Genomic DNA, 14259 nt, shown 5'->3' with positions numbered 1-14259 from the left:
ATGTCACATGGCTTACACAATAGGGGTTGATTTTGGAACTTTATCAGGAAGAGCAGTGCTCGTTCATGTCCAAACAGGGGAGGAACTTGCGGCTGCTGTAAAAGAATACAGGCATGCTGTCATTGATACCGTCCTTCCAAAAACGGGTCAAAAGCTGCCGCGTGACTGGGCGCTGCAGCACCCTGCTGATTACCTCGAAGTCTTGGAAACAACCATTCCGTCTTTACTCGAACAGACGGGCGTTGAACCGAAAGACATTATCGGGATTGGAATTGATTTCACGGCATGTACGATCCTTCCTATTGACAGCAGCGGGCAGCCGTTATGCATGCTGCCTGAATATGAAGAGGAGCCGCACAGCTATGTGAAGCTCTGGAAGCATCATGCGGCCCAAAAACATGCTGATCGGCTCAATCAAATCGCGGAAGAAGAAGGAGAGGCTTTTTTACAGCGGTACGGAGGAAAAATTTCATCAGAATGGATGATTCCAAAGGTCATGCAAATTGCCGAGGAAGCGCCTCACATTTATGAAGCGGCTGACCGGATCATCGAGGCTGCAGACTGGATCGTGTACCAGCTGTGCGGCTCGCTCAAGCGAAGCAATTGTACCGCAGGGTATAAAGCGATGTGGAGTGAAAAAGCGGGGTATCCGTCAGATGATTTCTTTGAGAAATTAAATCCTTCAATGAAAACGATTACAAAGGACAAATTGTCAGGTTCTATTCATTCAGTAGGAGAAAAAGCCGGCAGTCTGACTGAAAAAATGGCAAAGCTGACAGGGCTTCTCCCGGGAACGGCTGTTGCGGTTGCCAATGTGGACGCTCATGTTTCCGTACCGGCGGTCGGCATTACAGAGCCAGGGAAAATGCTGATGATTATGGGAACCTCGACGTGCCATGTTCTACTTGGTGAAGAGGTGCATATCGTTCCAGGAATGTGCGGCGTTGTGGACAACGGAATTCTCCCGGGCTATGCGGGATATGAAGCCGGGCAGTCCTGTGTCGGCGATCATTTTGACTGGTTTGTGAAAACATGTGTCCCGCCAGCTTATCAAGAGGAAGCAAAGGAAAAAAACATTGGCGTTCATGAGCTGCTGAGTGAGAAAGCAAACCATCAAGCGCCTGGTGAAAGCGGCTTGCTTGCTTTAGATTGGTGGAATGGAAACCGTTCAACTCTTGTTGATGCAGATTTAACAGGGATGCTGCTTGGCATGACACTGCTGACGAAGCCTGAAGAGATTTATAGAGCGTTAGTTGAAGCGACAGCTTACGGAACCCGGATGATTATCGAAACATTCAAAGAAAGCGGTGTTCCGATTGAGGAACTATACGCAGCCGGCGGAATAGCTGAGAAAAACCCGTTTGTCATGCAGATTTATGCGGATGTGACAAACATGGACATTAAAATCTCTGGTTCACCGCAAGCCCCAGCCTTAGGATCTGCCATTTTCGGCGCGCTTGCAGCAGGCAAAGAAAAAGGCGGCTACGATGATATCAAAGAGGCAGCGGCGAACATGGGAAAACTGAAAGATATAACTTATACGCCAAATGCCGAAAACGCCGCGGTTTATGAAAAATTGTACGCTGAATATAAAGAGCTGGTTCATTATTTCGGAAAAGAAAACCATGTCATGAAGCGTCTGAAAACGATCAAAAATCTTCAATTTTCATCTGCCGCCAAAAAGAATTGAAAAAGGGTGATGGAGCATGCTTGAAACATTAAAAAAAGAAGTGCTGGCTGCCAACCTGAAGCTTCAAGAGCATCAGCTGGTAACCTTTACGTGGGGAAATGTCAGCGGCATTGACCGTGAAAAAGAAAGAATTGTCATCAAACCTAGCGGAGTCGAATACAGCGATCTGACAGCAGATGACTTGGTTGTTTTGAACCTTGATGGAGAGGTCGTCGAAGGCTCGCTTAAGCCTTCTTCAGATACACCTACCCATGTTTATTTATATAAAGCCTTTCCGAATATCGGGGGAATTGTCCATACCCATTCTCAATGGGCGACAAGCTGGGCACAATCGGGCAGAGACATCCCTCCGTTAGGCACGACCCATGCTGATTATTTTGACAGTGCGATTCCATGTACTCGTGAAATGTACGATGAAGAAATCATTCATGACTACGAACTGAATACAGGAAAAGTCATAGCGGAAACCTTTCAGCATCATAACTACGAACAGGTGCCGGGTGTGCTCGTGAATAATCACGGACCGTTCTGCTGGGGCACTGACGCCTTAAATGCCATTCATAACGCAGTTGTATTAGAAACGGTTGCCGAAATGGCCTATCACTCCATTATGCTGAACAAGGATGTAACCCCAATCAATACAGTCCTGCATGAAAAGCATTTTTATCGAAAACACGGAGCAAATGCGTATTATGGCCAGTCATGATACGCCTGTGTCACCGGCTGGCATTCTGATTGACTTGGACGGTACTGTATTCAGAGGAAATGAGTTGATCGAAGGAGCAAGAGAAGCGATCAAAACGCTTAGGAGAATGGGAAAGAAAATCGTCTTTTTAAGCAACCGGGGGAATATCTCCCGTGCCATGTGCAGAAAAAAACTTCTTGGCGCGGGGATTGAAACGGACGTAAACGACATTGTTCTGTCATCAAGCGTGACAGCGGCTTTTCTGAAAAAACATTATCGTTTTTCAAAGGTATGGGTGCTTGGGGAACAAGGCTTGGTTGACGAGCTGAGGCTGGCCGGTGTGCAGAACGCGAACGAACCGAAGGAAGCGGATTGGCTCGTGATCTCCCTTCATGAAACGCTCACGTACGACGATTTAAATCAAGCCTTTCAAGCGGCTGCCGGCGGCGCTCGTATTATCGCTACAAACAAAGACCGCTCTTTTCCGAACGAAGACGGAAATGCCATTGATGTGGCTGGAATGATTGGGGCGATAGAGGCTTCCGCACAAGCGAAGACTGAACTTGTTGTCGGAAAACCGTCATGGCTGATGGCGGAGGCTGCCTGTACAGCAATGGGGCTGTCCGCACATGAATGCATGATTATAGGAGACAGCATTGAATCTGACATTGCGATGGGGAAGCTTTATGGCATGAAAAGCGCCTTAGTGCTAACTGGTTCTGCGAAACAGGGCGAACAGCGTTTGTACACGCCGGATTATGTGCTGGATTCTATTAAGGATGTAACCAAATTGGCTGAGGAGGGGATTCTGATATGAATCGTATCGCAGCTGACGTTCAGCGTGCTTTTGAACACGCCGGAGAAAAGACGTTGCCTATAAAAGTTGAAGAAATTGTTCTCGGTAAACAAGCAGCTGATTCGCTTTTGAATTACGTAAAACAAAAAAACAATAAACATATTGTCCTTGTCTGCGATGCGAATACACACCGCATTGCAGGAATTGATCTGGAAAATCAGCTGAATCAAGAAGGATTTCAGGCCGAGTGCCTGATCATTCCAGAAAATGAAGCCGGAGATGTGACAGCTGATGAACGATCGCTCATTCATGTGCTGATCCATACGAAACAACCAACGGATGTCATGATCGCAGTCGGTTCGGGCACGATTCATGATATCGTCCGCTTTGCGGCGTTTCAAAGAGATTTGCCGTTTATTTCTTATCCGACTGCTCCATCTGTAGACGGTTTTACATCAGCCGGTGCGCCGATTATTTTATATGGCACGAAAACAACCATTCAAACGAAGGCCCCATCTGCACTGTTCGCTGATCTGGATCTATTAAAAGCGGCACCGCAGTCAATGGTGGCAGCTGGCTTTGGTGACATGCTCGGTAAAATAACGTCTTTAGCAGATTGGGAAATATCCCGGCATCTTGCCGGCGAGCCTTATTCGCCAGCAGGAGCTAAGATTGTTCAGGAGGCGCTTGCTGCCTGCATTGAACACACAGAAGACATTGCGATGAAAACGGAAACTGGCATACGGGTTTTGATGGAGTCTTTACTTGTATCGGGGCTTGTCATGCTGGCATTAGATCATTCCCGACCGGCATCAGGCGGCGAGCATCATATTTCACATTGGATTGAGATGGAATTAATGGAGAAAAAACGGCCACAGATTCTTCATGGGGCAAAGGTGGGCTGTGCAGCTGTTTTATTAACTGACACATACAGAAAGCTCGCTCAGGATGACGGGCTGAACGAATTTTCACCGAGCCGGCGGCAAGCCATCCAATCGGCTTATCAAACTCTCCCGGAAGGAGAAGTGCTGGCTGATTGGCTGAGATCAGCCGGAGGCCCTGCGTATTTTGACGAAATCGGTGTCGGGCAGGATTCCGTCAAGAATGCCTTCAGACACGCGCACACCTTAAGAGACCGCTGCACCGGATTAAGAATCATCAATGAAAACAAAACGCTGATCAACCATGGTCTATATGAATAGCCCGCACCTCGAATGGAAGGGGTAACGCAGATGAAAAAAATGACTGTCTGTTTTCTTGTGCTCATGATGTTGCTGACATTGACATTAGTCATTGCTGGGTGTTCAGCAGAAAGATCATCCGGGAAGTCGGGTGAAACCGAGCTGACCTTTTGGACATTTAACGGACTTCATGAGCAGTTCTATGTAGAAATGGTGAAGGAATGGAATGAAAAATATCCTGACCGCAAAATTAAGCTGAATACGGTCGTTTATCCGTATGGACAAATGCACGATAACTTGTCTATCTCCTTAATTGCAGGAGAAGGCGTCCCTGATATTGCCGATGTCGAATTGGCCCGTTTTTCAAACTTTTTGAAGGGCTCTGACATACCGCTTGCCGACTTGACTCCGCTGATTGAAAAGGACCGCGATAAATTCGTTGAGGCGCGGCTGACCCTGTACAGCAAAAACGGCAAGCTTTACGGACTCGATACGCATGTAGGAACAACGGTCATGTTTTATAACATGGATGTGATGAAAAAAGCCGGCGTCAATCCTGACGATATTAAAACATGGGATGATTACCATAAAGCCGGACAGAAAGTGCGCAAAGTGACCGGGAAGCCGATGGGAACGGTGGAAACAAATGATTCCGCAACGTTCTTATCTATGATTTCACAGCAAAACTCAGGCTATTTTGATAAAAACGGCAAGCTGATCCTCAATAATGACACCAACGTAAAAACACTTCAATATTTAAAAGACATGATCAATGATAAAACGATGATTCCTGCGCCGGGCGGCGGGCATCACAGTGAAGAATACTACGGCTTTATGAACCAAGGAGGAGCTGCTTCAGTCCTCATGCCGATTTGGTATATGGGAAGATTTATCGATTATATGCCTGATCTGAAAGGGAAGATTGCCATCAGGCCGCTCCCGGCATGGAAAGAGGGGGGCGACCGCTCGGCAGGCTTGGGCGGTACGGCAACCGTTGTGCCGAAGCAATCCAAGCATGTTGAGTTAGCAAAAGAGTTTTTGGCCTTTGCGAAGGGCTCTGAAGAAGGAAATAAAAAACTCTGGAGCGTACTCGGCTTTGACCCGCTTCGCTGGGATGTTTGGAGCTCCAAGGAATTGAAAGAGAAAAACAAATACACGGATTACTTCCAAAACGGAACAGGCATTTTTTCTGTGCTGCTCGATATCAAGGATGAAATCAATCCGATTTATTTACATGAGGATTTTGCCAAGGCTTCAGACCTTGTCAACAGAAGCGTGTTGTTCGACGCACTTAAATCTCAGCAAAAAACGCCTAAACAAGCCTTGGACAGAGCGGCAGGTGAACTGAAACAGAAATAGAATCCCATTCAAAAAGTGAAAGCGGGGAGGTTCTCATGAAACCTGTGAAAACAGGAACGGTTCATCCCGTTCCTTCAGCTGCGAAACAATCAGGCTGGCGAGATCTGTTTTATTCAAAAAAAGCGGCGCCCTATCTGTTTACAGCGCCATTCGTTTTATCCTTTCTCGTATTTTTTCTATACCCCATCATTAGTGTCTTCATCATGAGCTTCCAAAGAATTTTGCCGGGAGAGGTGTCCTTTGTCGGATTGTCTAATTATACAGCGCTAAACAACCCGACGTTCTATACCGCCCTTTGGAATACGCTGGAATACACCTTTTGGACGCTGATCGTGCTGATTCCTGTTCCATTGCTTCTGGCCATATTCCTGAATTCAAAGCTGGTCAAATTTAGAAATATATTTAAATCAGCATTATTTATCCCGGCATTGACCTCAACCATTGTCGCGGGGATCATTTTTCGGCTGATCTTCGGAGAAATGGAAACGTCTCTGGCCAATTCCATCCTACTCAAACTCGGCTTTTCACCTCAGAACTGGATGAACAATGAACATACCGGCATGTTTTTGATGGTGCTGCTTGCTTCATGGAGATGGATGGGAATCAACATCCTTTACTTTTTAGCCGGTTTGCAAAATGTGCCGAAAGAGCTGTACGAAGCCGCTGATATAGACGGCGCGAATACAATGAAAAAATTTCTGCACATCACGCTGCCGTTTCTCAAGCCTGTAACCGTATATGTGCTGACCATCAGCATCATCGGCGGCTTCAGGATGTTTGAGGAAAGCTACGTCCTTTGGCAGAATAATTCCCCGGGTAATATTGGTCTGACGCTTGTCGGATATTTGTATCAGCAGGGGCTTGCCTACAACGAAATGGGGTACGGAGCAGCCATCGGCATCGTGCTTTTGATTGTGATCCTTGTTGTCAGCCTGATTTCATTAAAGCTGTCAGGCTCGTTTAAGGGGGAGGGATAAATGTTGCGGCACAGTCCTCAGTTCAGCGTTTACAGAATCGCACTAACCCTGTTTTTTATGATGCTGAGCCTATTGTATCTTTTTCCGATTTTCTGTTTGCTTTTAGGATCATTAAAGCCGTCATCTGAGCTTTTGCGTGTGGGGCTCAATCTCGACATTGATCCTAAAGTAATGAGTCTTGATAATTATACATTTCTGTTTAACGGCGGAAGCATTTATTTCAAATGGTTTTTTAACAGTCTTGTACTTGGGCTTTTCACAACCGTGCTCACCCTGTTTTTTTCTTCGATGATCGGGTACGGGCTTGCGGTTTATGATTTTAAGGGCAGAAATATCATCTTTGTTCTTGTGCTGATTATCATGATGGTTCCGCTGGAAGTGATGATGCTTCCTCTGTTTAAGCTTACCGTCGGACTGCACTTGATCGATTCATATACAGGTGTCATATTGCCGTTTATCGTTTCACCTGTTGCCGTTTTCTTTTTTAGGCAATATGCTCTTGGCCTTCCAAGAGATCTGCTGGACTCTGCAAGGATGGACGGCTGTACGGAATTCGGCATCTTTTTCAGGATTATGGCACCGCTGATGAAACCGGCTTTCGGTGCGATGATTATCCTTCAGTCCTTAAACAGCTGGAACAACTTCTTGTGGCCGCTGATTGTGCTTCGGTCGAAAGAAATGTTTACGCTTCCAATAGGGCTGTCCAGCTTGCTGAGCCCTTATGGAAATAATTACGACATGCTTATATCCGGCTCAGTATTTGCGATTTTGCCGGTGATTATCATTTTCTTGTTTTTCCAAAAGTACTTTATCTCCGGCCTGACGGTAGGGGGAGTCAAAGGTTAATGAAGGAGGAAACGTGTGATGAAAAAAGCGCGAATGATTGTAGACAAAGAATATAAAATCGGTGAAGTAGATAAACGGATTTATGGCTCGTTTATCGAACATATGGGTCGTGCGGTATATGAAGGCATATACGAGCCTGATCACCCTGAAGCGGATGAAGATGGGTTTAGAAAAGATGTTCAGTCGCTGATCAAAGAATTACAGGTTCCCATCATCCGCTATCCGGGCGGAAACTTTTTATCCGGATACAACTGGGAGGACGGTGTCGGACCAGTCGAAAACCGCCCGAGAAGGCTTGACTTGGCATGGCAAACGACAGAAACCAATGAAGTGGGAACAAATGAATTTTTATCTTGGGCCAAAAAGGTGAACACTGAGGTCAATATGGCCGTCAACCTCGGCACAAGAGGCATAGATGCCGCCCGTAATCTCGTTGAATACTGCAACCACCCGAAAGGCTCTTACTGGAGTGATTTAAGAAGATCGCATGGCTATGAACAGCCGTACGGCATTAAAACATGGTGCTTAGGAAACGAAATGGATGGACCGTGGCAGATCGGCCACAAAACAGCTGATGAATACGGACGGCTAGCCGCAGAGACGGCAAAGGTCATGAAATGGGTTGATCCATCAATTGAACTCGTTGCCTGCGGCAGCTCAAACAGCGGCATGCCGACCTTTATCGATTGGGAAGCGAAGGTGCTGGAGCATACGTATGAGCATGTCGACTATATCTCTCTTCACACCTACTACGGAAACCGGGATAACAATCTGCCAAACTACTTGGCCCGTTCCATGGATTTGGATCATTTTATCAAATCAGTCGCTGCGACCTGTGACTATGTAAAAGCAAAAACACGCAGCAAGAAAACTATCAATCTCTCTCTGGATGAATGGAACGTATGGTACCACTCAAATGAGGCTGATAAAAAAGTCGAGCCGTGGATCACTGCGCGTCCGATTTTGGAGGATATTTACAATTTTGAAGATGCCTTATTAGTCGGCTCTCTGCTCATTACGATGCTGCAGCACGCAGACCGTGTGAAAATTGCGTGTCTTGCACAGCTTGTCAATGTCATCGCGCCGATCATGACGGAAAAAGGCGGAGAAGCATGGAGACAGCCGATTTTCTATCCATACATGCATGCTTCTGTTTACGGAAGGGGCGAGTCACTGAAAACGCTTATTTCTTCTCCTAAGTACGATTGTTCTGATTTCACTGATGTGCCATATGTTGATGCTGCTGTTGTGTACTCTGAAGAGGAAGAAACCCTCACTATTTTTGCGGTAAACAAGGCTGAGGATCAGATGGAGACGGAGATTTCGCTCAGAGGCTTTGAATCCTACCAAATCGCAGAGCACATCGTACTTGAGCATCAGGATATCAAAGCGACAAACCAGCATAACAGAAAAAATGTCGTTCCGCATTCCAACGGAACATCGTCTGTCAGCGAAAACGGCTTAACTGCTCATTTCACGCCGCTTTCCTGGAATGTGATCCGCCTGAAAAAACAGTCATAAGAGAAGCTAAGTCGGAGATTTCTCTCCGGCTTGTCTTTCAACTGCCACGAGCCGGCCCGTTCAAGCCGGCTTTTTGTATAGGAAAAAATGACCGCTTTTCACCATGAAATTATGATATATTTATGAAAAACAGCAAAGGGGATGGGAGAAAATGAATGCGGTTACAATTGTGATAGCATCAATGTGTATTTTGGCTATTGCCTATCGTTTATACGGAACATTTATGATGGTGAAGGTTCTCAAAGTGAATGATGACAAGCCAACACCTGCTCATGCACTTGAGGATGGGAAAGACTATGTGCCTACAAATAAATGGGTTTCGTTCGGCCACCACTTTGCCGCGATCGCAGCGGCCGGGCCGCTGGTCGGACCAATTCTGGCGGCGCAGTTTGGCTATTTGCCGGGATTATTGTGGCTGTTAATCGGGGCGGTAATTGGGGGAGCCGTCCATGATATTGTAGTGTTGTTTGCATCGATGCGCAAAAACGGAAAATCGCTGTCGGAAGTGGCAAAGGATGAGCTTGGCCCTGTTGCAGGATTTTGTACAGGCCTGTCCATGCTGTTTATCATCACGATCACAATGGCGGGCCTGTCGATGGTTGTCTTGCATGCGCTTGAACGTAATCCATGGGGAACATTTGCGGTAGGGATTACGATTCCGATTGCGATGGGTGTGGGCTTATTTTATAAGAAAACGGGAAATTTAAAGCTCGCTTCAACGGTCGGCTTTCTCTTTTTAATGGCAGGAGTCTTTATCGGTCCATGGGTACAGACTACCGCGCTCGGTGACTTTTTAACGCTAGATACGAAAACGCTTGCAATCGCGCTTCCTGTTTACGCGTTTTTTGCTGCTGCGCTTCCCGTTTGGCTGCTTCTTGCTCCGCGTGATTATTTAAGCAGCTTTATGAAAATCGGTGTTTTTATCGCTTTGATTGTTGGTGTGTTTGTCGTCAATCCGTCCATTCCGTTCCCTGCGTTTACAGAATTCGTAAAAGGCGGCGGGCCGGTGCTGGCAGGGCCTGTCTGGCCGTTCATCTCAATAACCATCGCCTGCGGGGCGATCTCTGGGTTCCATGCCTTTGTCGGCTCAGGAACGACACCGAAAATGCTGAATAAATGGAGTGATATGAAGCCGGTTGCGTTTGGCGCAATGCTTGTTGAGTGTCTTGTCGGCATCATGGCGCTGATTGCAGCGACCGCTTTACAGCCTGCTGATTACTTTGCGATTAACAGCACGCCTGAGGTTTTCCGTACGCTTGGCATGAATGTCGTACATTTGCCTGAATTGAGCAGGGAAATCGGTTTGGACTTAGAAGGAAGAACAGGGGGAGCCGTTACGCTTGCGGTGGGGATGACTTATATTTTTACCGGAATGCCGTTTTTCAGCCATTTGGCCTCATACTTTTTCCAATTTGTCATTATGTTTGAAGCGGTCTTTATTTTAACAGCGATTGACGCCGGCACACGCGTTGCCCGTTATTTGATCCAGGATTTCTTCGGGGAGGTGTATAAACCGCTGAAGAAAACAGACTGGATTCCGGGCTCTATATTTGCCAGCGCGCTTGCCTGTTTGATGTGGGGGTACTTGCTGTATTCAGGAGATATCGGTTCCATTTGGGCGCTGTTCGGCGTTTCTAATCAGCTGATGGCTTCAGTGGGGCTGATTATCGGAGCGACGATCGTGCTGAAAATCGCTGATAAACGCCGGTACATTCTGACTTGCCTTATCCCGCTTGCCTATTTATATGTCACTGTCAATTATGCGGGCTATTGGATGGTGCGCAATGTGTATCTCAATCCTGAAGCAGCAGGATATAGTGTATTGAATGGCGTATTATCTATCATCATGCTGGTGTTAGGCTTCATCATTATCGTGGCGGCTGTGAAAAAATGGGCGCAGATGTGGAAAGATCCGAGCTTAAGGATGGAAGCATCTATACCGGGCTAGAAGGACTATTGAAAAATGCTGAGGGGGGTTGGCAATGAATCTATCAATGAAATATCTTATTCTATACGTATCGGACAGCCAGCGGGCTATTCATTTTTACCGGGATATTTTAGGACTGCCGATTCGTGCTGAACACGGCACGTATGTCGAATTTGAAACAGGGTCTACGATATTGGCGCTTAATACGCGGGAAAGCGCCAGAGACATCACGGCGCTGGACATTCCGGATACATCTGCTTCAAACACATTTGAAATCGGGTTTGTTACTGAAAATGTAGAAGCGGTCATCAAAAGGATGAGAGAACAAGGCGTATCGATTATCGGGGAGCCGAAAGTGAAACCATGGGGGCAGACGGTCGCCTATATCGCTGATCCGGATGGACATTATATCGAAATTTGCAGTCCGATGGAATAACGCACAAAAGCCCAAAACAATGTCTGTTTTGGGCTTTCTCATGATGTTTTGTGCCCGGCTGCTTCCAATAGCAGATCAGCCAGGTGAACGGCTCTGACTTTACCGCTTAGTCCTTCGCGTTCAATGCCGAGCTTCATCTGCAGCAGGCAGCCGGGATTTGCTGTTACAATGAGGATCGCTTCGGTTGCTTTGACGGCAGTCATTTTGCTGTCCAGTATTTTCATAGACATTTCAGCTTCGACGATGTTGTAAATTCCCGCTGACCCGCAGCAGCTGTCTGCTTTCTCCATTTCTTTGAATTCCGCCCCTTTGATGCTTTTAAGAAGCTGGCGGGGCTCGAGTGACGTATGCATCACATTTCTTAGATGACATGAATCTTGGTAGGTAACGACCTGAGGCGTCTTGAGTGCTAGATCCATTTGATGGAAATCGAGTTCAACCAAAACAGAAGAAAAATCCTTCAGCTTTTGAACAAACGCAGCAGCCCGTTCCGACCACTCAGGGTCATCCTTCAGCAAATGATCATATTCAGTGAGAAAGGCTCCGCATCCTCCTGCGTTTGTAACGACAGCATCAACGTCTAACGCTTCAAAAGCAGCGATATTTTGTTTCGCGAGCTCTTTCCCTGTGTTTTTTTCACCGCTGTGTCCATGAAGCGCCCCGCAGCAAGCCTGTTCAGGCGGAATGACAATGTCGCAGCCTGCCAGCTGTAAAAGCTTCAATGTGGCATTGTTAGTCGGTAAAAACATCGTATCCATTAAGCAGCCCGAAAAAAAGGCGACCCGTTTTTTCATGGGGCCAATGGACGGCAGGAAACGCGGCCGATGTTTCATGTCTTTGCTTTTTGGAACATCAGGAAGAACAGCTTCCATCGTCCGCAAATGCTCAGGCAGGATCCGAAGCATGCCTGATTTTCGCACAGCGGTTTGCAGTCCTGAACGCTGATACAAACCGATAAGGCTTACAGCTGAGCGCATGCGGTTTTGATGCGGAAACAGCTCGTGAAAAGCCGTCTTTCGCATGACACGTTCACCAAGAGAGTGTTTTTTATTTTGGTGGATAATATCTCTGGCTTCCTCAAGCAGCTGCCCGTATTTCACGCCAGACGGGCATACAGGCTCACAGGCGCGGCAGCCGAGGCAAAGTGACAGCGACCGTTCGACATCTTCATCCGGTTCAATCATACCGTCGGCTACGGCTTTCATTAAGGCGATGCGCCCACGCGGAGAGTGTGTTTCCTGAAATCCCGATTCGATATAGGTCGGACAGGAAGGAAGACAGAAGCCGCAGCGCATACAATTTAATAACTCTCCTTCATCCATACGCTCTTTAAATTCATTTTGGATCTGTTTCATTTCTTTTTCTGTTGTCATCTTTCCGCCACCACACGTTTTCTGGCATCTTTCGCAAACATTTTGCCGGGATTTAATATGTTCCGGGGGTCAAATGCCGCTTTCAACGCTTTCATCGCATCAATGCCTTCTTTTTTCAGCTTCATTTCCAAGTAAGGCGCTTTCATTTCCCCGACTCCGTGCTCTCCGGTTATCGTCCCGCCAAGTTCAATCGCTTTCTCAAAAATCTCGGCAAAAGCCTGTTCGACACGTTCCATTTCATCCTTATTTCTTATGTCTGTCGTGCATGTCGGGTGAAGGTTCCCGTCTCCCGCATGACCAAAGGTGCAGATGGAAATATCATATTTAGCAGCAATATCATTAATCGCTTTAACCATATTGGCGATTTCTGAGCGAGGAACGGTCGCATCCTCTAAAATCGTCGTCGGTTTGAGGCGGGCTAGGGCAGAAAGTGCAGAACGCCGGGCTTCAGTCAGGGCAAACGCTTCCTCCTCTGTTTGTGCGGTCTGAACGGAAACGGCGTCGCCTTTTTTGCAGATCGCCTCAATCTTTTCCATATCCCGTTCAACAGTTTCAAATGGCCCGTCTTGTTCAATTAACAGAACTGCTTTTGCGCTTGTCGGAAGTCCGATTTTGGCATAATCCTCAATCACCAATAGTGTAGGCTGATCGAGAAATTCAAGCGTAGCGGGTATAATTTTTGCGGCAATAATGTCCGATACCGTTTGAGCAGCGGCATCGATGTTTTCATAAAGGGCAAGCAGCGTCTTCTTTGTTTCTGGCTTTGGAACAAGTTTGACGATGGCTTCTGTCACAATGCCGAGTGTTCCTTCTGAGCCGACAAAAAGACGTGTGAGATCGTATCCGGCAACATCCTTTGCGAGTTTTCCGCCGGTGCGGATGATGTCACCATTTGCGAGCACAACCTCCAGTCCAATAACATAGTCGCGGGTGACGCCGTATTTTAATCCGCGGAGCCCGCCGGAATTTTCATTGATATTGCCGCCGATAGTTGATATTTTCATAGAACTCGGGTCAGGCGGATAAAACAAACCTTTGCTTTCAACCGCGCGGATCATATCCAGCGTAATGACGCCCGGCTGAACTGTGGCAGTTAAATTTTCTTCATCAATTTCAAGAATCCGGTTCATGTGCTTAAAGAGAAGCACAAGTCCGCCTTCAGTCGGGCACGTGCCGCCGCACAGGTTTGTCCCTGATCCTCTTGGAACGATCGGCACTCGATGTTCGCTGCAAATTGTTAAAATGCGTGATACTTCATCAGTATTCCTCGGAGCAATCACGGCATCAGGCATAGACTGATACTGAGGCGTCGCATCATATGAATAGACGAGACGGCCGGCATTCGAGTCATCAAAGTTTTCTGGTCCGGAGACCTGAATCAGCTGTTCCTTTACATCCTTGGTGATCATTTCACCCATCCCCCTGTCAAAAAACGCTTCCAATCTATTGTAAAAGAAAAAAAGCAAAG

12 protein-coding genes and 1 pseudogene are annotated in these 14259 nt (G+C 46.9%); 11 read left to right on the top strand and 2 right to left on the bottom strand.

Annotated features, from left to right (window positions below; all coding sequences use genetic code 11):
• Positions 1-7 precede the first annotated feature (7 nt).
• From araB to NSU05_RS14330, 11 genes and pseudogenes are all read left to right on the top strand, one after another.
• The gene (gene araB, locus NSU05_RS14380) at positions 8-1690 is read left to right on the top strand and encodes a ribulokinase (protein ID WP_015251499.1); all 1683 of its coding nucleotides are present in this window, start codon (positions 8-10) and stop codon (positions 1688-1690) included.
• Positions 1691-1706: 16 nt separating this feature from the next.
• On the top strand, positions 1707-2396 hold the full coding sequence (gene araD, locus NSU05_RS14375) for an L-ribulose-5-phosphate 4-epimerase (protein ID WP_003229501.1): 690 nt from the start codon (positions 1707-1709) through the stop codon (positions 2394-2396).
• Complete coding sequence (gene araL / locus NSU05_RS14370; protein WP_074794671.1) at positions 2374-3192, top strand: sugar-phosphatase AraL; 819 nt, start codon at positions 2374-2376, stop codon at positions 3190-3192. The genes araD and araL overlap by 23 nt, the downstream gene beginning before the upstream one ends.
• Complete coding sequence (gene egsA, locus NSU05_RS14365) at positions 3189-4373, top strand: sn-glycerol-1-phosphate dehydrogenase (RefSeq protein ID WP_038429437.1); 1185 nt, start codon at positions 3189-3191, stop codon at positions 4371-4373. The genes araL and egsA overlap by 4 nt, the downstream gene beginning before the upstream one ends.
• A gap of 30 nt (positions 4374-4403) precedes the next feature.
• Positions 4404-5711, top strand: coding sequence for an ABC transporter substrate-binding protein (locus NSU05_RS14360; protein WP_038429435.1), 1308 nt, complete (start codon positions 4404-4406; stop codon positions 5709-5711).
• A gap of 35 nt (positions 5712-5746) precedes the next feature.
• A complete protein-coding gene (locus NSU05_RS14355; RefSeq protein ID WP_003229507.1) occupies positions 5747-6688 on the top strand; it encodes a sugar ABC transporter permease in 942 nt (313 codons plus the stop codon).
• On the top strand, positions 6689-7534 hold the full coding sequence (gene araQ, locus NSU05_RS14350) for an arabinose ABC transporter permease AraQ (protein WP_017696695.1): 846 nt from the start codon (positions 6689-6691) through the stop codon (positions 7532-7534).
• Between the two features lie 18 nt (positions 7535-7552).
• On the top strand, positions 7553-9055 hold the full coding sequence (gene abfA, locus NSU05_RS14345) for an alpha-L-arabinofuranosidase AbfA (RefSeq protein WP_038429433.1): 1503 nt from the start codon (positions 7553-7555) through the stop codon (positions 9053-9055).
• A gap of 151 nt (positions 9056-9206) precedes the next feature.
• A complete protein-coding gene (gene cstA, locus NSU05_RS14340; protein ID WP_017696693.1) occupies positions 9207-11003 on the top strand; it encodes a carbon starvation protein CstA in 1797 nt (598 codons plus the stop codon).
• A pseudogene (locus NSU05_RS14335) lies at positions 10946-11135 on the top strand (hypothetical protein). The gene cstA and the pseudogene NSU05_RS14335 overlap by 58 nt, the downstream one beginning before the upstream one ends.
• A complete protein-coding gene (locus NSU05_RS14330; protein ID WP_225722185.1) occupies positions 11050-11418 on the top strand; it encodes a VOC family protein in 369 nt (122 codons plus the stop codon). The pseudogene NSU05_RS14335 and the gene NSU05_RS14330 overlap by 86 nt, the downstream one beginning before the upstream one ends.
• 38 nt (positions 11419-11456) lie before the next feature.
• On the opposite strand, the gene NSU05_RS14325 is transcribed toward NSU05_RS14330, so the two are convergent.
• A complete protein-coding gene (locus tag NSU05_RS14325; protein WP_038429429.1) occupies positions 11457-12791 on the bottom strand; it encodes a (Fe-S)-binding protein in 1335 nt (444 codons plus the stop codon).
• Positions 12788-14200 (bottom strand): glycolate oxidase subunit GlcD, encoded by a 1413-nt coding sequence (gene glcD, locus NSU05_RS14320; protein ID WP_038429428.1) that lies wholly within the window; start codon positions 14198-14200, stop codon positions 12788-12790. Before glcD ends, NSU05_RS14325 begins: the two co-directional genes overlap by 4 nt.
• Positions 14201-14259: the final 59 nt, after the last annotated feature.

It is taken from the genome of Bacillus sp. EU52 (assembly GCF_037964975.1).
In the GTDB taxonomy this organism is placed as follows: domain Bacteria; phylum Bacillota; class Bacilli; order Bacillales; family Bacillaceae; genus Bacillus; species Bacillus subtilis.
Note: the sequence above shows the minus strand (reverse complement) of the source record. Positions and strands in the feature narration are given on the sequence as shown.